The sequence below is a fragment of the Gulbenkiania mobilis genome (assembly GCA_004346645.1).
GTDB lineage: Bacteria > Pseudomonadota > Gammaproteobacteria > Burkholderiales > Chromobacteriaceae > Gulbenkiania > Gulbenkiania mobilis.
In genome coordinates, this window is record SMDA01000006.1 from 89,236 (window position 1) to 115,240 (window position 26,005).

Below are 26,005 nucleotides of genomic sequence, written 5' to 3' on the forward strand. Positions count from 1 at the left end.
TCCTGTGTCGGCTATGGGGCCCCGAAGCCGATCAGCGTCGACGCGATGGCGGCACCCGGCATCATCAGCCGTAGCCCTTGGGTCAATTGATCGCCGGCCTCGTGCAGCGCCTCGAGCGGCATCGCTGGGAGGCTCTCCAGAATGAACCACATCTGCTTTGCTTCGGCATTGAGTCGGGTCCTAACGCCTTGCCGCCAGTTCCAGCGTCGGCAGGTTACGCCGGCGTCGTCGCGCCAGACGACTTCGCCCGCCTCGGGGGATTCGTGGGCCAGCGCGCCGTCTTTCATGGTGTCGAAGTGTTCGGCACCCTCCGCGATGGTCAGCCGGGGTGTGCCGACATAGGCGGCGTAGTTCTCGCCGCCGACGGGAACGGCGTACTGGAGGCTGATAGCGTTATACAGGTCGACCACCGGGTCGATGCTCGACAGCCCGCCGTCGCGCAGTACCCGCTTACGTAATGCTTCGGCGGAACACGGCGTGCGCTGCGGCTTGGCGCCGAATTGCCTGAACACCTCGGCCCAAGCCACCAGATGGGCCTCGCTCCAAGCGGCCCCTCCTGTAAGCAGCAATTGGCAGGCGCGGCGCAGTGCCTCGCCTGCCACGTCCGGGTTGACGATCGGAGCTGCGTTAACGCTGAGGCTGAGCGCCCGGAAGCCGGGAGCGAGGCTGGCGATCCGCGGGTCGATTGACGGTGAAACAGAGAACATTGGAGAATCCTTTGGTGACCGATTCATTCTAATTTACCGACCAATGGCAAAAAAAGTCAATATATCGACCGATTCGGGCGCCGATGTGCAAAGCGTCAGCGAGGCGGTTGCCGCCAGGCTCAAGGAACACCGGAAAAAGCAGAAGCTCTCGCTGGACGAGCTATCGCGGCGCACGGGCGTCAGCAAGGGCATGCTGGTAGAGATCGAGAAATGCGCCGCCAACCCCAGCATCGCCATCCTGTGCAAGATCGCGGCGGCACTCGGTGTGTCGGTGGCGGATATCGTGAACGTCGCGAGCGCACCCGCGGTACACCTGATTGAGGGTCAGGACATCCCGACCCTGTGGACGGGACCCAAGGGGGGGGGCGCCAGGCTGCTAGCGGGCACCTCGGGGCCCAACATGATCGAGCTGTGGCGCTGGGAAATGCCGCCGGGGGAGTTATTCGAATCGCCCGGCCATCCACAGGGGACGTTCGAGCTTTTCCATGTGGAGCAAGGTCAGCTGACGCTGACGGTGGAGCAAATCGAGCTGATCGTTCCCGCCGGCTGCTCGGCGGTGGCCAAGACCGACGTGCCGCATCGCTATGCGAATCAGGGCGACAGCACTCTGATGTTCACGATGACTGTCGCGGAGCTTCACAAGGTATGAACGGTCTGAATCGCCCCCATTTTCTAATTCCTTATTTTCCAGCCGCCGGCCGAGACGGGCACTCTGGACGCTACTGAGGAGTTTCCGTGAATGGCTCTCCGCCATGCCAATCCCAATGGCTGGGGGATGGGCTGCTGCCGGTTTGAAGTACACCTTGTTAAGGTGTGAAGTTGAATCGGAGGTGGTTTATGGCAACGAGAAGGCTGTTCAGCCGCGAGTTCAAGCTTGAGGCAGTCAAGCTGGTCGCTGAGTGTGGTGTGTCCGTGGCGTAAGGGGCCAAAGATCTGGATGTTCATAAGAACGTCCTGCGCAAATGGGTCCGGGATGCAAAGGCTGACCCGCAGTACGCCTTCCTTGGCCAAGGCGTGATGAAGCCAGAGATAGCCGAGCTGAAGCGCCTACGCAAGAAAATGCCAAGCTCAAGATGGAGCGTGACCTGCTGAAAAAGCGGCGGGCTATTTCGCCAAGGAGTTGATGTGAAGTTCGGCTTCATGGCGAAGCACCGAGGGGCCTGGCCTGTGGCGATGATGTACGAGGCGCTCGGTGTGTCCCGCAGTGGCTTTTATGCTTGGCTATCGAGGCCGCAAAGCCAACGCTGCCGCGATGATGAGGAGATGGCGCCGCATGTACGCCACAGTTTCATTGCAAGTGACCGCACCTACGGCGCCAGACGCGTCTGGTTCGACATGCTGGAGCTTGGCTATGAGAGTGGCCTGCATCGCATTGAGCGGCTCATGCGTGCGCAAGCACCGCAGGCGCGGATTGCCCCAGGACAAAGGTGAGCGCAGCGTCATTACACGGCAACGTGCCGGACAGAGAGTTCACCGCTGCAGCCCCCAATCAGAAGTGGGTGGCCGACTTCACCTATATCTGGACAGCGCAAGGCTGGTTGTATGCTGCTGTGGTGCTAGACTTGTATTCCCGTCGGATCGTGGGCTGGTCGATGCAAGACAGCATGACATCGCAGTTGGTGGCGGACGACTTGATGATGGCTGTGTGGCGGCAAGGCAAACCGATGGCCGTGCTGCATCACTCCGACCAAGGCAGCCAGTACACCAGCAAGCAGTTCCAAGATTTGCTCAAGGAGCACGGCATCACCGGCAGCATGAGTCGTGCGGGCGAGGTGTGGGACAACTCGGCCATGGAGAGCCTCTTCAGTTCAAGGAAGACCGAGCGCATTGCCAGGAAGGTCTGCCGCAGCCGAGAGCAGGCCCGGGCGGACGTGTTCGATTACATTGAGCGCTTTTATAACCCCAGGCGGCGCCATTCGACGCTCGGCTACGTCAGTCCGATACAGTTCGAGAAAGCTCAAGAAGCTTAGGTCGGTGTCCACGACACCGGCATCAGCCCAGCTTACTGTTTTCTTCCTTGATTTCTCTTACGCACCAAGGCGTATACAGCCTATCCAAGCTCCCTTCTGATGGATCGGCTCTTTACTAAATTGCGTGATGATTAAAAGGGTCAAACTCGAATTTTTCAGCATGGGTTTTACAAAGGGGGAGGGTGAGGTGTCGTTCAACTCCGAGCCCACCTTGCGAATGCCCGCTTTCAGTACAAGTCCCGAATGATTGCCCCTGGCCGACAGTGGGTCCGGCCAGCACATCAACATGACCGTCAATCATTCGTAGCAGCCGTGCTAGCACAAAAGCATGAATGATCATTTTGGTTTTAAACGCATGTCCTAAAAAATAGCCCATGCGAAAGCCCCATCAAGGATGGGGCTTTTTTGTGCTGAACTCAACTAGAGTGCAACTTTATGTGTCGTCGAGTGCAAGCTTATCTATCGTTCTGGCAAGCTTATGTGTCGCTCGACACGATTTTGTGTCAATCCCAGCTCAGCGCGCCGCCTGTCTGGTACTCGGTCACACGCGTCTCAAAGAAGTTTTTCTCTTTCTTCAGGTCGATCATCTCGCTCATCCACGGGAAGGGGTTGTTTACCCCCGGGAAGAGCTGATCCAGGCCAATCTGCTGCATGCGGCGGTTGCAGATGAAACGCAGGTATTCCTTGAACATGCTGGCATTTAGGCCCAGCACGCCGCGCGGCATGGTGTCCTCGGCGTAGGCGTATTCCAGGTCCACGGCCTTGCGGAAGAGGTCGGTCACTTCGGCCTTGAACTGCTCTGTCCAGATTTCCGGCTGTTCCAACTTGATGGTGTTGATCAGGTCGATGCCGAAATTGCAGTGCATGGATTCGTCGCGCAGGATGTACTGGTACTGCTCGGCGGCGCCGGTCATCTTGTTCTGGCGGCCCAGCGCCAGGATCTGCACGAAGCCCACGTAGAAGAACAGGCCTTCCATGATGCAGGCGAACACGATCAGGCTCTTGAGCAGCTTCTGGTCGTTTTCCAGCGTGCCGGTCTTGAATTCCGGGTTGCACAGTACGTCGATGAACGGAATCAGAAATTCATCCTTGTCACGGATGGACTTGATCTCGTGGTAGGCATTGAACACCTCGCCTTCATCCAGGCCCAGGCTTTCCACGATGTACTGGTAGGCGTGGGTGTGGATCGCTTCGTCGAAGGCCTGGCGTAGCAGGAACTGGCGGCATTCCGGGCTGGTGATCTGGCGGTAGGTGCCCAGCACGATGTTATTGGCGGCCAGGCTGTCGGCAGTGACGAAGAAGCCGAGGTTGCGCTTGACGATGCGCATCTCGTCCTCGGTGAGCTGGCCGGTCTTCCACTGCTCGATGTCGCGCTGCATGTTCACTTCCTGCGGCATCCAGTGGTTGGCGCACTGGGCAAGGTACTTCTCCCAGGCCCACTTGTGCTTGAAGGGTACGAGCTGGTTGACGTCGGTGGTGCCGTTGATGACCTTCTTGTCCACCACGTTGACGCGGCCGGTGCCGTGGGCGTCCATGGAGTTGGCGGTGGGGGCGGCCAGTGGGGTGTCGTCGAAACTCAGGCTCATCGGGGTCTCCGTATCTTTTCAATCGTGGATGTACTGTGGTGTCTGGCGCGCCGTCTGGTGGGAGGGCGCCGCGTCCATTCAGAAACCGCCTGGAACAAGCGGCTTGAGAATGTAGGTTGGCCGAAGGCTTCGGCCAACCTTGGGCCGCTCCGGCGTTGCCGGGGCGGCATCCGTCAGGCAGTTACTGGCAGGCCTCGCAGTCCGGGTTGTCGATGCTGCAGAACTTGGCATCGGTGGCCGGGGTATTGTCCACCGTGGCGGCTGGGGCTGCGGCTGTCGGTGCGCTGCTGCCCACACCACCGGCAGCCGGTACGGCGTTCAGCTCGCCACCGCGGCCAGTGGATTTCTCGGCATTGGAGGCGGCCAAGGTGCGCAGGTAGTAGGTGGTCTTCAGGCCCTTCACCCACGCATGCTTGTACAGTTCGTCCAGCTTTTTCCCCGATGCGCCGGCCATGTAGAGGTTGAGGCTCTGTGCCTGGTCGATCCACTTCTGGCGGCGGCTGGCCGCTTCCACCAGCCATTTCGGGTCGATCTCGAAGGCAGTGGCATAGATGGCCTTCAGCTCGGACGGAATGCGGTCGATGCGCCCCAGGCTGCCGTCAAAGTATTTCAGGTCGGCGACCATCACTTCGTCCCACAGGCCCAGCTTCTTCAGATCGCGCACCAGATGTTCGTTGGTGACGGTGAATTCGCCGGACAGGTTGGATTTGACGAACAGGTTCTGGTACGTGGGCTCGATGCTGGCCGACACGCCAATGATGTTGGCGATGGTGGCAGTCGGGGCGATGGCCAGGACGTTGGAGTTGCGCATACCGTGCTTGGCAATACGCTCGCGCAAGGCGTTCCAGTTCATGCGCTCGGTGCGGTCCACCTCCACATAGCCGCCGCGCTCGGCCGCCAGGAGGTTGATGCTGTCCTGCGGCAGGATGCCGCGATCCCACAGGCTACCTTTGTAGGAGGGGTAGCGGCCCCGCTCTTCGGCCAGCTCGGTGGAGGCCCAGTAGGCGTAGTACGCCACCATTTCCATGGATTCGTCGGCGAAGTCCACGGCCGCGTCGGAGGCATAGGCGATGCGTTTGGCGTGCAGGCAGTCCTGGAAGCCCATGATGCCCATGCCCACCGGGCGGTGCTTCAGGTTGGAATTACGCGCCTTTTTCACCGGGTAAAAGTTGATGTCGATGACGTTGTCCAGCATGCGCAGTGCGGTCTTCACGGTGCGCTGCAGCTTTTCCTGATCCAGCGAGCCGTCCGCCTTGAGGTGCGCGGCCAGGTTGACCGAGCCCAGATTGCACACTGCGATCTCGTCATCGTTGGTGTTGAGCGTGATCTCGGTGCAGAGGTTGGAGCTGTGCACCACGCCCATATGCTGCTGCGGGCTGCGGATGTTGCACGGGTCCTTGAAGGTGATCCACGGGTGGCCGGTTTCGAACAGCATGGTCAGCATCTTGCGCCACAGGCTTAGCGCCGGGATCTGCTTGAATACCTTCAGCTCGCCGCGCTTGCCCTTGGCCTCGTAGGCGGTGTAGGCCTTTTCGAAGGCCTGGCCGTAGAGGTCGTGCAGATCCGGCGTCTCGGAGGGGGAGAACAGGCTCCACTCGCCCCCTTCCATCACACGTTTCATGAACAGGTCCGGAATCCAGTTGGCGGTGTTCATGTCGTGGGTACGGCGGCGGTCGTCACCAGTGTTCTTGCGCAGCTCGAGAAATTCCTCGATGTCGGCGTGCCAGGTTTCCAGATAGGCGCACACCGCGCCCTTGCGCTTGCCGCCCTGGTTGACGGCCACGGCGGTGTCGTTGACCACCTTCAGGAACGGCACCACGCCCTGCGACTTGCCGTTGGTGCCCTTGATGTGGCTGCCCATGGCGCGCACTGGCGTCCAGTCGTTGCCCAGGCCGCCGGCAAACTTGGACAGCAGTGCGTTGTCCTTGATGCCTTCGTAGATGCCGTCCAGGTCGTCGGCGATCGTCGTCAGGTAGCAGCTGGACAGCTGGCTGCGGCGGGTGCCAGAGTTGAACAGCGTGGGGGTGGACGACATGAAGTCGAAACTGGAGAGGATGTTGTAGAACTCGATGGCGCGCGCCTCGCGCTCTACCTCGTTCAGGGCCAGGCCCATCGCCACGCGCATGTAGAACGCCTGCGGCATCTCGATGCGGGTGCCATCCACGTGCAGGAAGTAGCGGTCGTACAGGGTCTGCAGGCCGAGGTAGCCGAACTTGAGGTCACGCTCGGCATCGAGCGCCGCGCCCAGTCGCGCCAGGTCGAACTCGCCCAGACGCTCGTCCAGCAGTTCGGCCTCGATGCCCTTGCGGATGTAGCTGGGGAAGTAGTGCGCGTACTGGATGCGCATTTCCTCCTGGCTGACGGCCTCGTCCAGGATTTCCAGGCGGATATTGTTCAGCAGCAGGCGGGCGGTGACGTAGTCGTAGGCCGGGTCCTGCTCGATCATGGCGCGGGCGGCCAGGATGGAGGATTTGTTCACCTCCTCTTCCGAGACGCCGTCATAAATATTCTTTAGCGTCTCGGTCAGGATGGCGTCCACGTCGGTTTCGGCCAACCCTTGGCAGGCGGACTCGATGGTGGCGCGCAGACGGGCCACGTCCAGCGGCATCTTGCGGCCATCCTTGCGCACTACGTTGATCTGGATCTGCGTCAGCGCCTCGCCCCGGGCGGCGCGCTCCTGCGCGCGCTGTTCGCGGTACAGCACGTAGGCGCGGGCCACATCATGTTCGCCGGCACGCATCAGTGACAGCTCGACCTGGTCCTGGATGTCTTCGATGTGGATGGCGCCGCCTTCGGGCTTGCGGCGCATCAGGGCGTTCACCACCTGTTCGGTCAGGTGTGCCACCTTGTCGCGGATGCTGGCGGAGGTAGCGCTCTGCTGGCCCATCACGGCCAGGAAGGCCTTGGTGACGGCAATGGAGATTTTCACCGGCTCAAAAGGCACCACTGCGCCGTTGCGGCGGATGGTCTTGTACTGGCTATAGTCGGCTTCCGGGGCGGCGGAGCGGCCGAGTTCGGCGGCGATCTGCCCATCAAAGGTCGTCGGTTGCATGGTGCCCTCTGTTCGGTGGTGGGACAGGGTCGATGTGCCCTGTGGACAAAACTGTTGAAAAACTGTGAGCGGCCTGTGTACAAACACAATATGTACTGTTTGTACTGCCAAACGGTCGCAAATTCTAGTGGTTAAGGTAGGCGGGCACAAGGCCTTGACAGAGCCGGGAAAAACGCAAAACCGCGCCGTTTCTGGCTTTGCGCCGGTTTTGCGAAATGAAGCGGCGCGAGGGTGGGAGAAGGGAAAAATCGCTTGAGCCTTGATCCGCAAGGCTTCGGCAGGATGATGCACGTATGCTACATGGCTGTGACGCCAGAGAGGTGTGGCATGGCTGCCACGGGGATAAAAAGCCACCCCGCAGGGTGGCTTTTTATCAGGTCTCCAGCCAGATCAGGCTGGCCATGCGGCCGCTGGTGCCGTCGCGTCGGTAGGAGTAGAAGCGTTCGCGGTCGATGACGGTGCAGAAGTCGCCACCGTAGACGGCGTCCACTCCAAGACGCCCCAGCCGCTTACGGGCCAAGGCGTAGATGTCGGCGAGGTATTTGTCGTCACCGATGGGAGTGAAGGCACTGGCTGCCGACGCGTCGCGCTCTAAAAAGGCCGCGCGTACTTCGGCGCCCACTTCGAAGGCGTCCGGTCCGATGGCCGGGCCCAGCCAAGCCAGTACTTCTCCCAGTGCGACCTGCATGGCCGCCACGGTCGCTTCAATGACTCCGTTGCATAGCCCGCGCCACCCGGCGTGGGCGGCAGCCACCACGGTGCCCGCGCGGTCGCACAGCAGTACCGGCAGGCAGTCCGCCGTCATGACCACACTCACCAGCCCGGGCGCATGGGCAACGCTGGCGTCCGCTTCGGGCGGAGTGCCGCCAGTGTAGCGGGCCAGATCAAGCACCTGGGTGCCATGCACCTGCTGCAGCCATACGGGTTCGGCCGGAAGATGACTGCGTAGCCGAGCGCGGTTGGCCGAAACATGGACGGGGTCGTCGCCTACGTGATCGCCCAGGTTCAGACCGGCCCAAGGGCCTTGGCTGACGCCGCCTGCGCGGGTAGTGATGAGCGTGCGCACCGTAGCAGGGGCTGGCCAGTCCGCCTGCAACCACTCATTCACGGACATAGATCACCTCCACATCGCCGTCGTCCTCGTCATCGTCGTCCCAATCTTCCCCTTCCCAGTCTTCGGACGCTTCGGCAGGGCGCATGCGCTCGCCTTCCTCGGCGCGCAGCGTGGCCAAAAGCGCCTTCATGTCATCCGGTAAGGGGGCATTCCAATGGGCTTCCCGCCCTGTCACAGGGTGGATCAGCGACAGTTTGTAGGCGTGCAGCGCCTGCCGCCCCAAGGCCCGGACGGCAGCGGCAAGTGCCTCGGGCATGGGGTGGCGCGGATTGCCGTAAACCGGGTCGCCCGCCAGCGGATGGCCGGCTTCCCGCATGTGTACGCGAATCTGGTGGGTGCGTCCCGTCTCCAGCTGGCATTCCACATAAGAGTGCGTGGCAAAGCGCATCAGCACGCGCACATGGGTGATCGCCGGCTTGCCGCCGTACTTCAGCACTGCCATGCGCAGCCGGTTGTTGGGGTCGCGGCCGATCTGCGTCTCGATCTTGCCGTCGAAGGGCACTACGCCATCAGCAATGGCACGATAGATACGCTTCACGGTGCGGGCCTGCAGCTGACGCACCAGGTCGGTTTGGGCTGCCATGGTCTTGGCGACCACCATCAGGCCGCTGGTGTCCTTGTCCAGACGGTGCACGATGCCAGCGCGCGGCAGCTGTGCCAGGGCAGGGCAATGGTGCAGCAGACCGTTGAGCAGCGTGCCCGTCCAGTTGCCGGCGGCCGGGTGCACCACCAGTCCTGCGGGTTTGTTGATGACGATGAGGTCATCGTCTTCATAGATGATGGGCAGATCCATCGGTTCAGGCGCAAAGGCCACGGCCTCCGGCAGGGTGCCAGGCACCACTTCTACCTGCTCGCCGCCAAGGAGACGGGTCTTGGGCTGGCCGGGTGCGCCATCCACGCTGACCTTGCCTTCCTTGATCCACTGGGTGAGGCGGCTGCGCGAGTACTCGGGCATCAGACGGGCCAGCGCGGCATCCAGGCGTTCCCCGCACAGGGAGGAGGGGATATCCAGCACAACAGGTGCGGATACCTCGTTTTCCGAGATATCGCTATAATCTTCGGAATCAAAATAAGGATCGGTCATGAAAAGATACGTTGCAGCTATGTTGGTGGCGCTGGGACTCGCCGGTTGTGCGACCACGGACACCCATGACGAAACGCGCGGCTGGACCGTGGAGCGTTTGTACAGCGAAGCCCGCGAAGAGTTGAATAGCGGCAATTATAGCCGTGCCGTCAAGCTCTACGAAACGCTGGAAGCGCGTTATCCGTATGGCCGCTTTGCACAGCAGGCGCAGATGGACCTGGCCTACACCCACTACAAGGATAACGAGCCGGAGCTGGCCATCGCTGCAGCCGACCGCTTCATCAAGCTGCACCCCACCCATCCCAACCTTGACTACCTCTACTACTTGAAGGGCCTGGTCTACTACAACGATGACTCCGGGCTGCTCTCCAAGTGGGCCGGGCAGGACATGAGCGAGCGCGACCCCAAGGCCACCCGCGAGGCCTTCATTGCCTTCCGCGAGCTGACCAGCCGTTACCCGCAAAGCAAGTACGCCGCCGATGCCACCGAGAAGATGGGGCGCCTGGTGCAGGCGCTGGGTGGGCATGAGATGCATGTGGCCCGCTATTACATGAAGCGGGGCGCTTACCTCGCCGCCGCCAACCGGGCCCAGACGGTGATCAAGGAGTACGCCAACACCGGCTACAACGAGGAAGCACTGGCCCTGATGGCCGTGGCCTACGACAAGCTGGGCATGGCCGATCTGTCCAACGACGCCAAGCGCGTGCTGGCGCTCAACTACCCGAACAGCGCCTATCTGCGCAACGGGTGGAAGGTGGAAGAGATGCCGTGGTGGCGGTTCTGGAAATGAACAGGCTTCGGCCAACCCTGCCCATCGGCGGGGCATGAAAAACGGGTCGCAATGCGACCCGTTTTTTTGGGCCTGCCGTAGGAGTCAGGCGCGGCGTTCGATACGGATGATGCGCCCGTGATCGTCGTGATGGACCACCGTGATGGAAGCTTCACGCGCGGCGGCCAGCTCCTCTTCCGGCAAACCGAAGTGGCTGGCGTACTCCGTGATCTCGCGGCTAGGCTGGGCGTCGCTCACTCGGCGTGCCGGCAAGCGCGACCACAGCAGCAGGGTACCCGAGGTGCCTACCAAGGCGTACACCGAATGCTCCAGCGAGCCGGGGGCCAGGCTCGCAGCCATCTTCAGCACCACGCTGTGATAGTTGGCGCCAAAGCCGTACACCCAGTTGCCAAAATTGACGAACGGCCGCCACAGGTAAAGCCAGCCTGCCCACAGAGCGGCGGTGGATGCGTTCGAAAGCAGGCGCTGGCTCCAGCTGAGCTGGTCCCGGGCGTTGATGATCAGGTTGTCGGACATCGTCTTTTCTGCAGCCTCAATACAAGTTGCGGGTTCAAGACCCCTGCGAAGGGGGGTTATCTGATTTAACGCGGATACCCCGGTCGGGGCTGACCCAGCGCGCTCTTTTTCCGTCGCCACGGCGCAGCACTTTGGGAAAGGCGGTGACCGTGGAAGCGATGTTGATGATCCAGAACACCAACGGGTACCAGATCATCCAGTAGTAATTGCGCCCCAGCCCCTTGTCGTAGTGGCTGTCCAGCCACTTGCTCAGGGCAAACTGGAACAGGCAGGTCGCCCCAAGGATGATGCCGCTCCACTGCGGAATCAGCGGCGAGCCGACTGCGGGCACCGTGCCAGCGGGAAGCACCAGACTCGCCATCCACAGCAGCGTCGTCAACAGCATCAGGTAGGACCACACCAGGCTCAGGCATAGCTCCAGCATCAGTGGCCACAGATGGTTTTGGCTGGGGCGCCCGAGGATGGTGAGGTTTTTCAGCAGCACCTGCGCGCCGCCCATGGCCCAGCGCAGGCGCTGCTTCCACAGGCCCTTGAGGGTTTCGGGCATCAGGATCCACACCAGTGCCTTGGGTTCGAAACGCACGTCCCACCCGGCACGCTGCAGCTTCCAGGTGATGTCGATGTCCTCGGTCAGCATGTCCGGGCTCCAGTAGCCCACTTCGTGCACCGCTGATCGGCGGAAGGCAGTGATGACGCCGGAGACGGTGAACAGTCGGCCGAAACTGCGCTGCGCCCGCTTGATCATGCCCACAATGGATGAGAACTCGCCCACTTGCACCCGGCCCAGCAGTGTGGAGCGGTTGCGGATGCGCGGGTTGCCGGTGACGGCCGCCACGTCCGGTGCCTGCACGAAATGCCGCACCATCCAGTGCGCCGCATACGGGTCCAGCAGTGCATCCCCGTCGATGCACAGCAGGATGTCGTGACGGGCTACCAAGCTGCCGGCCTGCAGGGCCATGGCCTTGCCTTGGTTTTGTGCCAGGTGCACCACCCGCAGGCGAGGATGGCGGGCGGCCAGCCGGTCCAGCACCTCGCCGGTGTTGTCGCGGCTGCCGTCATTGATGGCGATGACCTCGAAGTCCGGATAGTCCAGCTTCAGCGCATGGCTGATGGTTTCTTCGGCGTTTTCCCCCTCATTGAAGCAGGGGATCAGTACGCTGACCGGCGGGGTGCCGGGCAGCGAAACCGGCCGGTTGTACGGCCCGTCGCGCCGCTCGTGCCGCCAGTAGAAGAGGGCGGCGCCCACCATCCACAGGTAGGACATGAACAGCGGATAGTAGTACACGAAGCCCAGGAGGCCCTGCCAGAGGGTTTTCATCAGATTCGGCATCACGTCCGGTCAGGTCAGGGCAGTTGCGGGGCGTTCGGTTTGCTGGCAAAGACGGGCTTGAGCACTGCCGGATCCGGATGGTCGCGGTGCAAGGCGTCCGGATAGTAGCCCACATGTTTCACGCCCCAGCCATACAGCATCTTGATGGTGTCGGCCATTTCCTTGCTGGGCACGGGTTCGTTGTTGCGCCAGTCGATCGCCTGCAGTTCGAACACGGTCTTGCTCAGTCCTTTGGGGTATTCGGAAACGCGCTCGAAGATTTCCCGATAGAAAGCCTTCGGGTCCTGTGCGTTCTCCATATAGGGCATGGCCATGATGGCAGTAAAATCGTAGTTGTTCAGCGAGTTTTCAAGCGCCTGCGAGTACCACACTTCGGAGCGCGGATTGAGTGCCACGCTGGCGTAAAGGTTCCGTGCCGTCTTCAGGCCGGGATGGTCCTGTCGCACCACGTCCGCCAGTTCACGGGCGAAGTTGTCGAGCGCGTTGATCTTGAGAATTGTCCAGCGTCCAAGCAGGCTGTCGCTGGCACGGATCGCCTGTAGGTCCTGCGGCAGCCCCCAGGCCTTGTAGGTGGCCAGCGCCCAGGGGCTGGCATCCTCGTAGTCGGACAGGGTCACGTCGTCGTGGAACAGCAGCCCTTCAAAGGGCGCGGCACGGGCCAGGTCCTGGTAGATCTCGCGGATGGCCTGCCGGGCACGCGGCGAGAAGGGCGAAAGCCGCGGGTAGCCCATCGAGACATGGTTGGCCTTGTTGGGCTGTGTAACCACTTTGTCGCCTGCTGCAGGATCCTTGGCCGGCAGCTCGAAGGCGAGCATCGGCATCCAGGCGTACAGGCGCTTCACCGGCGTGCGGGTGCGGATCTGCCAGGCTACACGGTTGAAGAGGTCAGCACGCATCGGCAGGTGGCGATTGGGGAAGTAAACGGCATCGGCTGCGCCGTTGCCGTCGGGGTCGGCATAAGCCTGCAGGTAGACAGTGTTGACGCCCATGGCAACAATGCGGTCGAGCAGATGGCCGAGGTTGCGCTCCTGTTGGGCCGGGTCCGGGTCATAGATGTAGTCCAGGTCGACATGCATGATCTTGGCCGGACGATCGTTATCGGTCAGGCCTGCGTCGCGGATTTCCAGCTCGTTGCGCAGGTCCCAAAGCGTGTAGCCGCTTTCGATCAGGACACGGCGCAGCCCGGTCAGTGGGGTATGGCTGTCGTTGGGGCCGTCGTCCAGGGTGAAGCCGACCGGCATGCCCAACTGCTGGGCGGCAGCCACGGTGGTGGTGTTGTAGCTGCCGTAGGGCCAGGCAATGGCTCGGGGGCGCTGACCGGTGTGCCGGTAAAGCACTTCATTGTTGTGGCGCAGGTCGTCCAGCACGCGCTGCCGGTAGACGGCCTCGTTCTCATAGTGCTTCTGGTCGGTCAGATAGCGGCGCGTGGTGGCGGCTGGCTCCATGTTGCCCTGGGGGTTGGCGCGGATGCCTTCATGCATGGAGTGGCTGTGGCTGGCCACCTCGACCAGTCCGCTTTCGGTCATTTCCTTGATTTGCGCCCACGACAGCAGGTCGCTGCGGGGTACTGCCTTGCCGTCGAAGCTGACGGTGCCGCTTTCCGGTTCCAGCCACTTGCCCACCAGGGCAATTACCGCGGGGGCGTGAAAGAGCTTCAGCGTAGGGTAGGCGTGGTCATACACAGAACGGTAGCCGTCGTCGAAGGTCAACAGCACGGCCTTGGGGGGAAGGGGTTTCTTGCCCTGGCGATCGGCAATCACATCCCCCAGGCCGACGAAGTGGTAACCGTTGTTCTTGAGCCAGTCCATCTGGCGGACGAAGTTGGTCGGGGAGACCGCATAATCCGGAACCAGGGCCTGATTCTTCTCGGCGATTTCGTGGTAGCTGAGGATGGTCAGTTTGGCGGGCGCGGCCAGTGCGCAGGCGGCCACGAACTGCAGCGCAATGGCCAGCAGCAGGGAACGTAAACGTTTCGTCATTGCAAGTATTCGGTGGGTCCAGGATGGGGCGGCGGACCGGGCCGCTCCAGGGGTGTAACAGGGCCTGCCGCGTTGCGGGCGGGCCGGGCTGCGATTCTAGCAGGCTTGTCGCTGGTGCAGCGCAATAAAGCGGGCTAACCGGCAGGCCACCATCGTCTTGTGTTGCAAAACCCGCCAGCGTGCGCCCGGTCCGTGCTGCTGGCCGTGGGTTTACCCTTGCCTAACGCATGAAAAAGAAAAAGGTGGACATCGGTCCACCTTGTTTTTCTTCGGCCAACCTGCCTGGTTCAGACCGCGTCCTCGTCCGTCTCGCCGGTGCGGATGCGCACCACTTGTTCCACCGGAGTGACAAAGATCTTGCCGTCGCCGATCTTGCCGGTGCGGGCCGTGGCAACAATGGCCTCAATCGCGCGGTCCACCAGCTCCTCGGCCAGCACCACTTCCACCTTCACCTTGGGCAGGAAGTCCACCACATATTCCGCACCACGGTATAGCTCGGTATGCCCCTTCTGGCGGCCGAAGCCCTTGACCTCGGTGACTGTCAGGCCATTGATGCCGATTTCGGACAAGGCTTCGCGCACTTCGTCGAGCTTGAAGGGTTTGATGATGGCTTCGACCTTCTTCATTGGAATAGCACTCCTGGTTCACCTTATGCGCCGTCGATTGTCGCCTGTAGGACGAAACCTTGGAACGGCCTTAATTTTCAAGGGGGTTTGCTGTATTATGACGCGCTTTGATGATACTTGTCGCGGGTGTCGAATGTCGCACATTCTCAAGCTGCGGGGCGGAGTTGCTCTGTCCCGGTTCCGTCTCGATAAACTTCAGGAGCGCGCACGCGAAGCCGGCCTGCCGGAGCTGGCCATTGCCAGCGAGTACTGGCACTTTGCCGAATGCACGCGTGCCTTGGCCCCGGAAGAGCAGGCGGTACTGGACAAGCTGCTGACCTACGGCGAAGCGCCTCTGATCACCGTGCCCACCGGCGAGATGTTCCTGGTGACCCCTCGCCTGGGTACGCTCTCGCCCTGGGCCTCCAAGGCGACCGACATTGCCGTGCATTGCGGCCTGGAGGCCGTGGCGCGCATCGAGCGCGGCATCGCTTACCACGTCACCCCGACCCGGCCGCTGTCCGACGCGGAGCGGCGCGTGTTGACGGGCCTGCTGCACGACCGCATGACGGAAACGGTGCTGGCTTCCCTGGACGATGCCGATCGCCTCTTCACCCACATCGATCCGCAGCCGATGTCTACCGTGGACATCCTCGGCGGTGGACGTGCGGCACTGGCTTCGGCCAACCTTTCGCTGGGCCTGGCCCTGTCCGAGGACGAGATCGACTACCTGGTCGAGAACTTCCAGCGCCTGGGCCGCAATCCCAGCGACGTCGAACTGATGATGTTCGCGCAGGCCAACTCCGAGCATTGCCGCCACAAAATCTTCAACGCCGAGTTCGTGATCGACGGCGAGAAGATGGCCAAGTCCCTGTTCCGCATGATCCGTGACACCCACGACGCCCACCCGCAGGGCACGCTGGTGGCCTACAAGGACAACGCCTCGGTCATCGAAGGCGGCTTCATCGACCGCTTCTACCCGACCCCGGGCAGTCATGTCTACGGCTACACCACCGAGCCGACGCACATCCTGATGAAGGTGGAAACCCACAACCACCCGACGGCCATCTCGCCCTTCCCGGGCGCCTCCACCGGCTCCGGCGGCGAGATCCGCGACGAGGGGGCCACCGGGCGTGGCTCGCGCCCCAAGGCAGGCCTGACCGGCTTTTCGGTGTCCAACCTCAACATTCCCGGCTTCAGGCAGCCTTGGGAGACTTACAGTGATACCCAGGCCGAGTACGGTCGCCCCGGTCGTATCGCCTCCGCCCTGGAAATCATGCTCGAGGGGCCGATCGGCGGCGCCGCCTTCAACAATGAATTCGGACGTCCCAACCTTGCCGGTTACTTCCGCACCTTCGAGGAAGTGGTCGACGGCGAAATGCGCGGTTATCACAAGCCGATCATGCTCGCCGGCGGCGTGGGAAACATTCAGCAGCAGCAGATCCACAAGAACGAGATCCCGGAAGGCGCACTACTGATCCAGCTGGGCGGCCCCGGGCTGCTGATCGGCCTGGGCGGGGGGGCGGCCTCCTCGATGGACACCGGCGCCAACAGCGAGAATCTGGACTTCGACTCTGTGCAACGGGGGAACCCGGAAATTCAGCGCCGCTGCCAGGAAGTGATCGACCGCTGCTGGCAGATGGGCGAACACAACCCGATCCAATCGATTCATGACGTCGGCGCGGGCGGCCTGTCGAATGCTTTCCCCGAGCTGGTGAACGATGCCGGCCGTGGCGCCATCTTCGAGCTGCGCAAAGTGCATCTCGAGGAAAAGGGCATGAGCCCGATGCAGATCTGGTCCAACGAGTCGCAGGAACGTTATGTCCTGGCCATCCTGCCAGACGATCTCGACACCTTCCGAGCCCTGTGTGAGCGCGAGCGCTGCCCGTTCGCCGTGCTCGGCGTGGCTACCGACGACGGCCACCTGCAAGTGCGTGACGACGTGTTCGATAACAAACCGGTGGACATGCCGCTGGAAGTGCTGCTGGGCAAGCCACCGCGCATGACCCGCGACGTGACCACGGTGACGCCGGAGTTCCGGGTGTTCGACGCCTCGCGCTTCCCGCTCAAGGAAACCGCCTACCGTGTGCTGCGCCTGCCGTCGGTGGCCGACAAGAGCTTTCTGATCACCATCGGCGACCGCACCGTGGGTGGCATGACCGCACGCGACCAGATGGTGGGCCGCTGGCAGGTACCGGTTGCAGATGTGGCCGTAACCGCCATGGGTTTCAACTCCTATCGTGGCGAAGCCATGGCCGTGGGCGAACGCACCCCCGCCGCACTGTTTAATGCGCCTGCATCCGGCCGCATGGCGGTTGGCGAGGCGCTGACCAATCTGGCAGCCGCCTATGTCGGCCACATTGAAAATGCGAAGCTTTCGGCCAACTGGATGGCTGCTGCCGGTCATCCGGGCGAGGATGCCAACCTCTATCGCACCGTGGAGGCGGTTTCCACGTTCTGCCAGGAAATCGGCGTCAGCATCCCGGTGGGCAAGGATTCGCTGTCGATGAAGACGGTATGGGAAGAGGCCGGAGAGAAGAAGGCGGTGACGGCGCCGCTGTCGCTGATCATTTCCGCCTTCGCTCCTGTTGAAGACGTACGCAAGACAGTGACGCCGGCACTGGTGGAAGACAAGGATACTGACCTGATCCTGATCGACCTGGGCTACGGCCGCTGCCGTCTGGCAGGCTCCGCCTACGCTCAGGTATGGAAGTGGATGAACGGGCGCACACCGGACATCGAGAGTCCCAGCCAGCTTGTCACCTTCTTCAATACCATCCAGACGCTGCTGCGCGACAACCTGCTGCTGGCCTACCACGACCGCTCCGACGGTGGTCTCTTCACCACCTTGGCCGAAATGATGTTCGCGGGCCACGTGGGGGTTTCCATTGACCTGCAGGAGCTGGTCGTTGAACGCCGCAACACCCAGCGCATCATCGATGATTTTGTGCAGCCGACGCCGGACGCGGCGACCCATGCGCGCATCATGCGCGTGCTCTTCAATGAAGAACTTGGGGCCGTACTGCAGGTTAAGAAGGCCGACACTGCCGAGGTGATCGCCCGCTTCATGAAGGCCGGCATCGGGCGCGAGCTCTTCGTGCTGGGCAAGGTCAACAGTAAAGACCGCTTCATCATCAAGCACAAGGGTGTCGAGCTCTTCAACGAGTCGCGTATCGACCTGCATCGTGCCTGGTCGGAAACCAGCTACCGCATGCAACGCTTGCGAGACAATCCGGCCGGCGCCGACAGCGAATACGCACTGCTGTCCGACCCCAAGGCGCGTGGGCTGTTCGCCGAGCTGAGCTTCAACGTCAACGAGAACCCGGCTGCGCCTTTCGTTACCACCGGGGCCCGCCCGCGGGTGGCGATCCTGCGCGAGCAGGGCGTCAATGGCCAGATCGAGATGGGTGCCGCCTTCGACCGTGCGGGCTTTGAAGCGGTGGACGTGCACATGAGCGACGTGATCGCCGGGCGTGTGTCGCTGGCCGATTTCAAAGGACTGGCGGCCTGCGGCGGCTTCAGCTACGGCGATGTGCTGGGGGCCGGCGAGGGCTGGGCGAAGAGCATTCTCTTCAACCCGCGTGCCCGGACCGAGTTCGAGGCCTTCTTCGGGCGCAAAGACACTTTCGCCTTGGGGGTGTGTAACGGTTGTCAGATGATGTCCAACCTGTCGGGCATCATCCCGGGGGCGGAGCACTGGCCAAAATTCCATCGCAATGCCTCGGAGCAGTTCGAGGCACGGTTCAGCATGGTGGAAGTGCCCGCCTCGCCGTCGATCTTCCTTGCCGACATGGCAGGCAGCCGTCTGCCGGTGGTGGTGAGCCACGGCGAGGGTCGTGCGGTGTTTGCGGCTGGGGCGCAGGAGAAGGCACTGGTAGCGTTGCGCTACATTGATGGGGCGGGGCAGCCGACAGAAACCTACCCGCTCAACCCCAATGGCTCGCCGGCGGGGATTACCGGGGTGACCACAGAGGATGGCCGTTTCACCATCATGATGCCGCATCCGGAGCGGGTGTTCCGTACCGTTCTCAACAGCTGGCATCCTGAGGGCTGGGGCGAAAACGGGGCCTGGTTCCGCATGTTCGCATCCGCCCGCCGCTGGGTGGGTTGAGCTGGTTCGGTAGGTTACAAAAACGGGCGCCAGGGCGCCCGTTTTTTATGGCCCCGCCTGAGAAGGCTAGTGGTCCGCGGCCGCAGCATAAAGGTTGCGCGGTCCGAAGGCGCCGGGAAGTAGCGCTTCCAGCGTGGTGTCGATATGGTCCGGTCCGTCGCAAATGGCACGAACCGCCATGGCAGGTCCAAATTCATTGAGCACCTGACGGCAGGCGCCGCAGGGCGGGGTGGGCGTGGCGGTGGGAGTGTAGATGCAAACGGCTACGATTTCGTCCATGCCGCCGTTGATACGGGCCGAGAATACTGCAGTGCGTTCGGCGCAATTGGTCACCCCGTAGGCCGCATTTTCGATGTTGCATCCGGGAAAGAGGCGCCCGTCACGCGTGAGTACGGCGGCCCCCACGGCAAACCGGCTGTAGGGCACGTAGGCCAGACGGGCTGCGTCCCGGGCGGCCTGTTCGAGCGCTGTCCATTGTTCAGGCGTAGGCATCATGTCGTCCTTGTATGCTGGGAGGCGGATGGTGCGCGCTGCCTTTGGCAAGGTCAATACATCGGCGGTGATATTTCGAATTCATAATACATTTCCATAGAATAACCATATGGGTTGGCAGGGTTTCATGGTATTGTTCGGCATTGTCTTAGCCGCGCACACTTGACTCAAATCAATTTGCGTGCATTGCCGCCCTTGGCGGTCCTTGACTGAACAACGCATGAGCATCCAATCCCTGCCACCGCTCGAATCCCTATGCCGTTATGTCGGTTTGCGTGCACAGCATCTGGCGCTGCTCGCCGAGCATGCCGAACAGCTGCTGGGCAACCCCGATGCGCTGGGCAAGACTTTCTATTGGTATCTCCTCAAGAACACTGAGACTGCCGACTCGCTGCTGGCCCTACCGTCCGAGCGGCTGAACGGACTGGTAACCTCCCAGGTGCGCTACTTCGGCGCCTTGCTGCGGCAGCCGCTGGACGTGGCGCAGGCAGAGCGGGTACGGGCCTTGGGCGCGCTCCATCACCGGCTGGGGATTAGCATGGTGTGGATGACCGGAGCATACGAGCGTTATCTCATCCATACCCAAGAGCGGATCGAGGACCTGGACCTGCCTCCGCCCTCGCGCCGGCTTCTGGAGGAGGCGGTACGCAAGCGGGTGCTGGTGGACATGATGCTGCAACTGCAGGGTTACCAGCGTGGCCTAGACAGCTACGCCGAGGCCCAGCAGCAGTATCTACGTTCCATGTCACGGCTGTATGCGCTTTCCAGCAGTGTCAGTCTGGCGATCGTGCATGCGACCGACCGACGCGCCCTGTTCGATGCCATCTGTCGGGTATGCATCGAAGAAGGCGGATTCCGCTACGCGATGATCGGCTGGGTGGACGAGGCCAGCGAGCTCGTAGAACCGGTCTCCGCCGCCGGCGCCGACCTTGGCGACTTTGCCGACCGGATCCATGTGTCGCTCCGGGCCGATACGGCCTTCGGCCAAGGGCCGACCGGGCGTGCGCTGCGTTCGGGTCAGATCGAGGTGGTCAATAACGTCTGTGAGGACAGCTCGCTGGAGCCGTGGCGGCCATTGCTGGAGGCGCAGGGCATCGGCAGCATGCTGGTGGCGCCGCTGATGCTGCACGGACGGGCCGCCGCTTCGCTCGCCGTCTATGCGCACGAGCCCGATTTCTTCGATACCTCCAAGCGGCAGCTGATGGCCACACTGGCCAGCGAGATCGGCCATGCTCTGGAGCGCTTGGACGCAGTGGAGCGCAGCACGCGCGCCGAACAGAAGGTGGCCTACCTGACCAGCTACGATGCGCTGACGGGTCTGCCGAACCGGCAGCTGATGCTGGATCGTATCGACCAGTTGCTGATGTATGTGCACGAAGGCCACGAAGTGGTGGTACTCACATTGGTCGTCGAAGGCTTTGACGAGATCAATGCCCGGATCGGTCATGCCCGCGGCGACATGGTGCTGTGCGAAGTGGCCCGACGGATCAGCCGGCTGGTACAGACCTTCGGCAGCGTTGGGCGCGTGGGAACAGCCCGTTTCCTGATCGCCTCGGACCGCAGCACGCAGCTGGAAGGGGTACTGGCCGACCTGCTCGCGGTGATGCAGGTACCGGTGCACTGCCAAGGCGACCGGATTCCGGTGCGGGCAACGCTGGGTGTGGCCAGTGGGCAGGCCGGAAGTTGCGATGCCTCTACCCTATTGCGACGCTCCGATCTGGCGCTGACGCGGGCCCGGAGCACCGGCCGCGACTATCGTTATTTCGATGAGGACATGGATGCCGAGATCCATCGGCGCCATGCCTTGCGCAATGCCTTCGCCGATGCGCTGGGCAACGGAGAAATGGAGCTTTTCTACCAGCCGCGCATCCATCTCGAGACGCAAGAAATCCTTGGTGTGGAAGCACTGGTGCGTTGGCGTCAGGAAGAGGGGCACTTGGCGCCCGGGGCCTTCTTTCCGGCGATTGAGGCTACCGACCTGATGCGTGACCTGGACCGCTGGGTGATCCGTCAAGCGATCCGTCAGGCCGTACGCTGGCAGGCGTCGGGGCTGCACCTACCCATCAGCATCAATCTTTCCGCGCAGACGCTGGGCCACCCCACCTTTGTCAATGAGGTGGCCGCCCTGCTTCGCGGCACTCCACTGGCGCCGGGCATGCTGGAGTTCGAAGTGCTGGAAACTGTCTCGCAGCAGCAGGCAGAAGCTGTGATCGACCGGCTGGAAGCTTGTCGCCGTTTGGGCATCGTGGTGGCGCTGGATGACTTTGGCACCGGCGCCTCCTCGCTGGTTCATCTGCAGCAGCTTCCTTTCGATGCGCTCAAGATCGACCAACGCTTCGTGCAGCAGCTGCTGGAGGTGCCAGGCAACGAGGCCATCATTCGCAGCATGCAGGCATTTGCGCAGCATTCCGGACGACGACTTGTTGCGGAAGGAATCGAGAGCCGGCAAATCTGGGACCGGCTGCGCGCCTTGGGCTGCACTGAAGGGCAGGGCTACGGTATTTCCCCGCCACTGCCGGTGGATGCCTTACTGCAGTGGCTGAAGGCGTGGCCTTTGAGCGCCCGAACTTCTGGGTTGGCCGAAGCTTCGCCTGCGGCCTGATCATCCCGCAGGCTGCTCCGCCGACGGTCGCAGGTTCGCCCGGCCATAGGCCTCGAGCGTGTCCGCCAGCGAGGCGGCCACCTGCGAGCCGATGCGCCACTGATGCCAGTAAAGTCCGATGTCCACCCATTGCCCCGGCAGCAGGTCCACCAGCCGGCCGGCGCTGCACGCGCCCGTGGTCATCATTTCCGGCAGTAGGCAATAGGCCATGCCCTGTAGCGTGCACTCCAGGAAACCCTGGGCGGAAGGCAGACGGAAGCTGGGAAAGGGCCCGTGGTAATCCAGCGCCGAGGCGAGAAATTCGCTGTGGATGTCGTCCTTGTGGCTGTAGAGGATGGCGGGTGCCGATGCCAAGGCTGCCGCAGTCAGCCCATGCGGGAAGTGCCGGGCGCTAAAGGCCGGGGTGGCCAGGCAGTGATAACGCATGGCTCCAAGAAAGCGGCATTCGCCACCTTGCAGGGGCACCGTTTGGGTGCTGACACAGCCGATCACGTCACCGTCGCGCATCAGCGCATGGGTGTAATCCTGATCGTCCACCCGGATGTCCAGCAGCAGCCGGTGTGCCTCCACCGCTGGCCTGGCCGCTTCCAGGAACCAGGTCGCCAGCGAGTCTGCATTCACCCCGATCGACACCCGTGTATAGCTGGCCTCGCTAGCGGCGGGCGCAAGCGTGCCCAGCAGCTCCTGCTCCAGCAAACGCATCTGCCGATGGTGCTGGATCAGCCGCCGTCCTGCCGGTGTCGGCTCCGGCGGTTGCGTGCGGCTTACGACCGGTTGTCCCAGATGCTCCTCCAGCTGACGGATGCGTTGCGACACCGCCGACTGCGTCAGGCATAGCCGCTGCGCCGCACGGTCGAAACCGGATTCGTCCACCACGGCCGTCAGAGCTTCCAGCCAGCGCGGATCAAGCATGCTGCGCTCCCATTAGTTCGATTGATATGGCATCAAAACGTTTGCTTTTACTTCTGCCGGACAAGCCGGTGTAATGCAGACATTCATCGGGAGAAAACATTGAACTGGAGCATCTATCTTTCGGCGCTGGGCCTGACAGCCAGCCAGATTGTGGGCATCGGTCCGCAGAATGCCTATGTGCTGCGCCAGGGCATCGGGCGCAGCCACGTGCTGCCCATCGTGACGATCTGCATCGCCTGCGACATCCTGCTCATCGGCAGCGGCGTGCTGGGCCTGGGCCGCCTGATCGCCACGCAGCCGATGCTGATCCAGGTTGTGACCTGGGGCGGTGCCGGCTTCATCATCTGGCTAGGGATCAAGGCGCTGCGCAATGCCTTGCGTCCCGGCGCGCTGACGGTGCAGGGCGGGGTGGAACGCGACCGCAAGACAGCGATCCGAACCATCCTGATGGTGACGCTGTTGAACCCCTATGTCTGGCTGGATACCGTGGTGCTCATTGGCAGTTTGTCGACGGTCTACGGCGAAAGCGGCAGGGTGCCCTTCCTGCTCGGCAGCCTGACGGCTTCGTTCTGCTGGTTTGCCGGGATCGGTTTCTTTGCCGGCAAGCTGGCGCCTTACTTCGAAAAGCCGGCCAGCTGGCGGGTGCTGGACGGTTTCATCGCGGCCGTAATGTTCTTCACCGCCGGCATGCTGGTCTTCAATTTCGGCCTGCGGTAGCGGGGGGGGCTTCGGCCAACCTTGCAACGGTTGCGGGGTTGGCCGAAACACTTACAGGTCGCCGTTGACCTGTGCCTCCACCAGATCTTCACGGGTCAGCAGGAACACAAAACCGTCCCCTCCACTGGTTTCCAGCCAGACGAAAGGCAGGCGCGGATACGCATCCTCCAGTGCCTCGCGGTTATGGCCGATCTCCACCAGCAATACACCATGCGGGTTGAGCCGCTCCGCCGCGGCCGCCAGAATGCGGCGCGTGGCATCCAGCCCGTCCTCGCCCGAGCCCAGCGCCAGCTCAGGCTCGTGCAGGTATTCCTCGGGGAGGCTGTCCACCGACTCTTCGTCCACATAGGGCGGATTGGAGATGATCAGGTCGTAGGTATCCTCGATCCCCTCGAAGAGGTCGGTATGGATCAGCTGTACCCGGTCCTCGAGTCCGTAGTTCTCCACGTTGATCGCGGCCACTTCCAGCGCGTCCAGCGAGATGTCCACCGCGTCGATCTCGGCATCGGGGTAGTGATGGGCCATCTGGATTGCCAGACAGCCCGAGCCGGTGCACAGATCCAGTGCGCGATGGACCAGCTCGGGGTATTCAATCCACGGCGAAAGCGGTTGGCCGAGCAGTTCGTAGATGAACGAACGGGGCACGATCACGCGCTCGTCCACGTAGAAGTTGAAATCGCCCTGCCAGGCTTCGTGCGTCAGATACGCTACCGGCACCCGCTCCTCGGCCCGACGCTCGATCAGGTCCACCACATCCTTGACCTCGGTAGGCAGCAAGGTGGCGTCCAGGAAGGGTTCCAGCCGGTCCACAGGCAGCTTGAGCGTGGCCAGGATCAGGTAGGCGGCCTCATCGTAGGCGTTGGTGGTGCCGTGACCGAAGGTCAGACCGGCATCGTTGAAACGCGTTACGGCAAAGCGCAGCAGGTCGCGCACGGTTTTGAGGCTGCTGGCAGCGTCGGCGTACATGGTCTTCCTTTTCTTCAAAAACGTCAGGGACACGCGCCGGGCGGTGTCCCTGTAAAACACGGGTCGGGCAAGTACCCAACTGGGGTCAGAAGGGCAGCGGTGCGTCCACCTCCGGGGCCAGCACGCGGCGGAAGTCGTCCTGGATGCGCTCGAGCGCAGCCTGATCGTCCGCTTCGAACCGTAGCACAATCACCGGCGTGGTGTTGGAGGCACGCATCAGGCCAAAACCATCCGCATACTCTACCCGCAGCCCGTCGATGGTAATTACGTCCCGGGCATCGGTGAAGCTGGCCGTCGCCTGCAGCTTCTCGATCAGGGCGTGGTTTTCGCCCTCGTGAGCCATCTTCAGGTTGAGCTCGGGCGTGCTGACGGCGTTGGGCAGCGCATTGAGCAGGGCGCTGGGGTCGTCTACGCGCGAGAGCACCTCCAGAAGGCGCGCGCCGGCATACATACCGTCGTCGAAACCATACCAGCGCTCCTTGAAGAAGACGTGACCGCTCATCTCACCGGCCAGCAGGGCGTCGTCATGCGCTTTGAGCGCGGCCTTCATGAAGCTGTGCCCGGTGCGGCTGATCTCGGGCGTGCCGTTGTTCTCGCGTATCCAGTCGGCCAGCAGGCGCGTGCACTTCACGTCGTAGATGATGCGGGCTTTGGGGTTGCGCTCCAGTACGTCGGCAGCAAACAGCATCAGCTGCCGGTCGGGCCAGATGATGTTGCCATCCTTGGTGACCACACCCAGCCGGTCGCCGTCGCCGTCGAAGGCAAGCCCGACCTCGGCATCGGTCTTTTCCAGTGCCTGGATCACGTCCTGCAGGTTTTCTGGCTTGGCCGGGTCCGGATGGTGGTTGGGGAAGTGCCCGTCCACATCACAGAAGAGCTCGCGCACCCGGCAGCCCAGGCGACGATACAGGATGGGCGCGAAGGCGCCGGGCACACCGTTGCCGCAGTCCACCACGATGCTCATCGGTCGCTCCAGCTTGATGTCACCGGTGATGCGCTCGAAATACGCCTCGCTGATGTCGTGAGTACGGTACTGCCCTTCGCCCGTCTCGAAGTCGCGCGCCACGATGCGCTGGTAGAGTGCCTCGATGGCGTCGCCCGAAAGCGTGTCGCCCGCCATCACCATCTTGAACCCGTTGTAGTCGGGCGGGTTGTGGCTTCCGGTGACCATCACGCCTGAATAGGTACCCAGCTCGTGGGCGGCGAAGTACAGCATCGGGGTGGCCACGCGGCCCACGTCGACGACGTCGGTGCCCGTGGCACGGATGCCTTCGGCCAAGGCATGAGACAGATCCGGGCCGGACAGACGACCATCACGGCCGATCACCAGGGCCTTCACCTTCTTCTCGCGGGCAACGGTGCCCAGGGCTTGGCCGATCAGCCTCGCGGTCTCGGTCGTCAGCGTCTTGCCGACAATGCCGCGAATGTCGTACGCCTTGAAAATCTCCTTGGAGAGTGTGTTTTTCATGTTA

Annotated in this window: 18 protein-coding genes and 1 pseudogene; 6 read left to right on the top strand and 13 right to left on the bottom strand. The window is 62.5% G+C overall.

Annotated elements, in window-relative coordinates; translation table 11 throughout:
* Nucleotides 1-11: 11 nt before the first annotated feature.
* A complete protein-coding gene (locus EV669_RS10300) occupies nucleotides 12-707 on the bottom strand; it encodes a B3/B4 domain-containing protein (RefSeq protein WP_132098618.1) in 696 nt (231 codons plus the stop codon).
* Between the two features lie 43 nt (nucleotides 708-750).
* Here EV669_RS10300 and EV669_RS10305 point away from each other — a divergent pair, with 43 nt between their 5' ends.
* Together EV669_RS10305 and EV669_RS10310 are read left to right on the top strand one after the other, a co-directional pair.
* On the top strand, nucleotides 751-1,356 hold the full coding sequence (locus tag EV669_RS10305; protein ID WP_132098619.1) for a helix-turn-helix domain-containing protein: 606 nt from the start codon (nucleotides 751-753) through the stop codon (nucleotides 1,354-1,356).
* Nucleotides 1,357-1,544: 188 nt separating this feature from the next.
* Nucleotides 1,545-2,677: pseudogene (locus tag EV669_RS10310) on the top strand (IS3 family transposase).
* Nucleotides 2,678-3,180: 503 nt separating this feature from the next.
* On the opposite strand, the gene EV669_RS10315 reads toward EV669_RS10310, so the two are convergent.
* From EV669_RS10315 to rluD, 4 genes are all read right to left on the bottom strand, one after another.
* Nucleotides 3,181-4,263, bottom strand: coding sequence for a ribonucleotide-diphosphate reductase subunit beta (locus EV669_RS10315; protein WP_132098620.1), 1,083 nt, complete (start codon nucleotides 4,261-4,263; stop codon nucleotides 3,181-3,183).
* Between the two features lie 181 nt (nucleotides 4,264-4,444).
* Nucleotides 4,445-7,315: a ribonucleoside-diphosphate reductase subunit alpha gene (locus EV669_RS10320; RefSeq protein WP_132098621.1), complete on the bottom strand. Its 2,871-nt coding sequence runs from the start codon at nucleotides 7,313-7,315 to the stop codon at nucleotides 4,445-4,447.
* 373 nt (nucleotides 7,316-7,688) lie between these two features.
* Complete coding sequence (pgeF, locus tag EV669_RS10325) at nucleotides 7,689-8,429, bottom strand: peptidoglycan editing factor PgeF (RefSeq protein WP_132098622.1); 741 nt, start codon at nucleotides 8,427-8,429, stop codon at nucleotides 7,689-7,691.
* Complete coding sequence (gene rluD / locus EV669_RS10330; protein ID WP_132098623.1) at nucleotides 8,416-9,513, bottom strand: 23S rRNA pseudouridine(1911/1915/1917) synthase RluD; 1,098 nt, start codon at nucleotides 9,511-9,513, stop codon at nucleotides 8,416-8,418. Before rluD ends, pgeF begins: the two co-directional genes overlap by 14 nt.
* Between rluD and EV669_RS10335 the strand changes: the two genes are divergently transcribed.
* Nucleotides 9,512-10,303, top strand: a complete 792-nt coding sequence (locus EV669_RS10335) for an outer membrane protein assembly factor BamD (protein WP_054286393.1) — start codon at nucleotides 9,512-9,514, stop codon at nucleotides 10,301-10,303. The genes rluD and EV669_RS10335 overlap by 2 nt on opposite strands.
* An 84-nt stretch (nucleotides 10,304-10,387) precedes the next feature.
* Here the strand turns inward: EV669_RS10335 and pgaD are convergent, their stop codons facing one another.
* The 4 genes from pgaD to EV669_RS10355 form a co-directional block, all read right to left on the bottom strand.
* Nucleotides 10,388-10,819 carry a poly-beta-1,6-N-acetyl-D-glucosamine biosynthesis protein PgaD gene (gene pgaD / locus EV669_RS10340; protein ID WP_055433728.1) on the bottom strand — a complete coding sequence of 144 codons (432 nt, stop codon included), beginning with the start codon at nucleotides 10,817-10,819 and terminating at the stop codon, nucleotides 10,388-10,390.
* A 34-nt stretch (nucleotides 10,820-10,853) separates the two neighbouring features.
* Nucleotides 10,854-12,137 (bottom strand): poly-beta-1,6-N-acetyl-D-glucosamine synthase, encoded by a 1,284-nt coding sequence (gene pgaC / locus EV669_RS10345; RefSeq protein WP_235445594.1) that lies wholly within the window; start codon nucleotides 12,135-12,137, stop codon nucleotides 10,854-10,856.
* Between the two features lie 26 nt (nucleotides 12,138-12,163).
* Nucleotides 12,164-14,128, bottom strand: coding sequence for a poly-beta-1,6-N-acetyl-D-glucosamine N-deacetylase PgaB (pgaB, locus tag EV669_RS10350; protein ID WP_054286396.1), 1,965 nt, complete (start codon nucleotides 14,126-14,128; stop codon nucleotides 12,164-12,166).
* Between the two features lie 287 nt (nucleotides 14,129-14,415).
* Nucleotides 14,416-14,754: a P-II family nitrogen regulator gene (locus EV669_RS10355; RefSeq protein WP_054286397.1), complete on the bottom strand. Its 339-nt coding sequence runs from the start codon at nucleotides 14,752-14,754 to the stop codon at nucleotides 14,416-14,418.
* A gap of 133 nt (nucleotides 14,755-14,887) precedes the next feature.
* Here EV669_RS10355 and purL point away from each other — a divergent pair, with 133 nt between their 5' ends.
* Nucleotides 14,888-18,844, top strand: a complete 3,957-nt coding sequence (gene purL / locus EV669_RS10360; RefSeq protein WP_132098624.1) for a phosphoribosylformylglycinamidine synthase — start codon at nucleotides 14,888-14,890, stop codon at nucleotides 18,842-18,844.
* Nucleotides 18,845-18,910: 66 nt separating this feature from the next.
* Here the strand turns inward: purL and EV669_RS10365 are convergent, their stop codons facing one another.
* Nucleotides 18,911-19,336 carry a cytidine deaminase gene (locus EV669_RS10365; RefSeq protein ID WP_082446399.1) on the bottom strand — a complete coding sequence of 142 codons (426 nt, stop codon included), beginning with the start codon at nucleotides 19,334-19,336 and terminating at the stop codon, nucleotides 18,911-18,913.
* A 220-nt stretch (nucleotides 19,337-19,556) separates the two neighbouring features.
* Between EV669_RS10365 and EV669_RS10370 the strand changes: the two genes are divergently transcribed.
* Nucleotides 19,557-21,938 (top strand): EAL domain-containing protein, encoded by a 2,382-nt coding sequence (locus tag EV669_RS10370; protein WP_132098625.1) that lies wholly within the window; start codon nucleotides 19,557-19,559, stop codon nucleotides 21,936-21,938.
* Here EV669_RS10370 and EV669_RS10375 read toward each other — a convergent pair whose 3' ends face one another.
* Nucleotides 21,939-22,850 carry a LysR family transcriptional regulator ArgP gene (locus EV669_RS10375; RefSeq protein ID WP_054286399.1) on the bottom strand — a complete coding sequence of 304 codons (912 nt, stop codon included), beginning with the start codon at nucleotides 22,848-22,850 and terminating at the stop codon, nucleotides 21,939-21,941.
* 99 nt (nucleotides 22,851-22,949) lie between these two features.
* Between EV669_RS10375 and EV669_RS10380 the strand changes: the two genes are divergently transcribed.
* On the top strand, nucleotides 22,950-23,567 hold the full coding sequence (locus tag EV669_RS10380) for a LysE/ArgO family amino acid transporter (RefSeq protein ID WP_132098626.1): 618 nt from the start codon (nucleotides 22,950-22,952) through the stop codon (nucleotides 23,565-23,567).
* A 51-nt stretch (nucleotides 23,568-23,618) separates the two neighbouring features.
* Here the strand turns inward: EV669_RS10380 and prmB are convergent, their stop codons facing one another.
* Together prmB and EV669_RS10390 are read right to left on the bottom strand one after the other, a co-directional pair.
* Nucleotides 23,619-24,533, bottom strand: a complete 915-nt coding sequence (gene prmB, locus EV669_RS10385) for a 50S ribosomal protein L3 N(5)-glutamine methyltransferase (protein ID WP_055433797.1) — start codon at nucleotides 24,531-24,533, stop codon at nucleotides 23,619-23,621.
* An 85-nt stretch (nucleotides 24,534-24,618) separates the two neighbouring features.
* Nucleotides 24,619-26,001, bottom strand: coding sequence for a phosphomannomutase/phosphoglucomutase (locus tag EV669_RS10390; RefSeq protein ID WP_055433731.1), 1,383 nt, complete (start codon nucleotides 25,999-26,001; stop codon nucleotides 24,619-24,621).
* Nucleotides 26,002-26,005 lie beyond the last annotated feature (4 nt).

Excerpts from the sequence above, each read along its gene's own strand:
- pgaC (WP_235445594.1), bottom strand. The coding sequence starts at position 12,137 with ATGAAAACCCTCTGGCAGGGCCTCCTGGGCTTCGTGTACTACTATCCG.
- pgeF (WP_132098622.1), bottom strand. The coding sequence starts at position 8,429 with ATGTCCGTGAATGAGTGGTTGCAGGCGGACTGGCCAGCCCCTGCTACG.
- rluD (WP_132098623.1), bottom strand. The coding sequence starts at position 9,513 with ATGACCGATCCTTATTTTGATTCCGAAGATTATAGCGATATCTCGGAA.
- EV669_RS10370 (WP_132098625.1), top strand. The coding sequence starts at position 19,557 with ATGAGCATCCAATCCCTGCCACCGCTCGAATCCCTATGCCGTTATGTC.
- EV669_RS10320 (WP_132098621.1), bottom strand. The coding sequence starts at position 7,315 with ATGCAACCGACGACCTTTGATGGGCAGATCGCCGCCGAACTCGGCCGC.
- pgaB (WP_054286396.1), bottom strand. The coding sequence starts at position 14,128 with ATGACGAAACGTTTACGTTCCCTGCTGCTGGCCATTGCGCTGCAGTTC.
- EV669_RS10375 (WP_054286399.1), bottom strand. The coding sequence starts at position 22,850 with ATGCTTGATCCGCGCTGGCTGGAAGCTCTGACGGCCGTGGTGGACGAA.
- EV669_RS10390 (WP_055433731.1), bottom strand. The coding sequence starts at position 26,001 with ATGAAAAACACACTCTCCAAGGAGATTTTCAAGGCGTACGACATTCGC.
- EV669_RS10300 (WP_132098618.1), bottom strand. The coding sequence starts at position 707 with ATGTTCTCTGTTTCACCGTCAATCGACCCGCGGATCGCCAGCCTCGCT.
- prmB (WP_055433797.1), bottom strand. The coding sequence starts at position 24,533 with ATGTACGCCGACGCTGCCAGCAGCCTCAAAACCGTGCGCGACCTGCTG.
- pgaD (WP_055433728.1), bottom strand. The coding sequence starts at position 10,819 with ATGTCCGACAACCTGATCATCAACGCCCGGGACCAGCTCAGCTGGAGC.
- EV669_RS10335 (WP_054286393.1), top strand. The coding sequence starts at position 9,512 with ATGAAAAGATACGTTGCAGCTATGTTGGTGGCGCTGGGACTCGCCGGT.
- EV669_RS10365 (WP_082446399.1), bottom strand. The coding sequence starts at position 19,336 with ATGCCTACGCCTGAACAATGGACAGCGCTCGAACAGGCCGCCCGGGAC.
- EV669_RS10315 (WP_132098620.1), bottom strand. The coding sequence starts at position 4,263 with ATGAGCCTGAGTTTCGACGACACCCCACTGGCCGCCCCCACCGCCAAC.
- EV669_RS10355 (WP_054286397.1), bottom strand. The coding sequence starts at position 14,754 with ATGAAGAAGGTCGAAGCCATCATCAAACCCTTCAAGCTCGACGAAGTG.
- EV669_RS10305 (WP_132098619.1), top strand. The coding sequence starts at position 751 with ATGGCAAAAAAAGTCAATATATCGACCGATTCGGGCGCCGATGTGCAA.
- purL (WP_132098624.1), top strand. The coding sequence starts at position 14,888 with ATGTCGCACATTCTCAAGCTGCGGGGCGGAGTTGCTCTGTCCCGGTTC.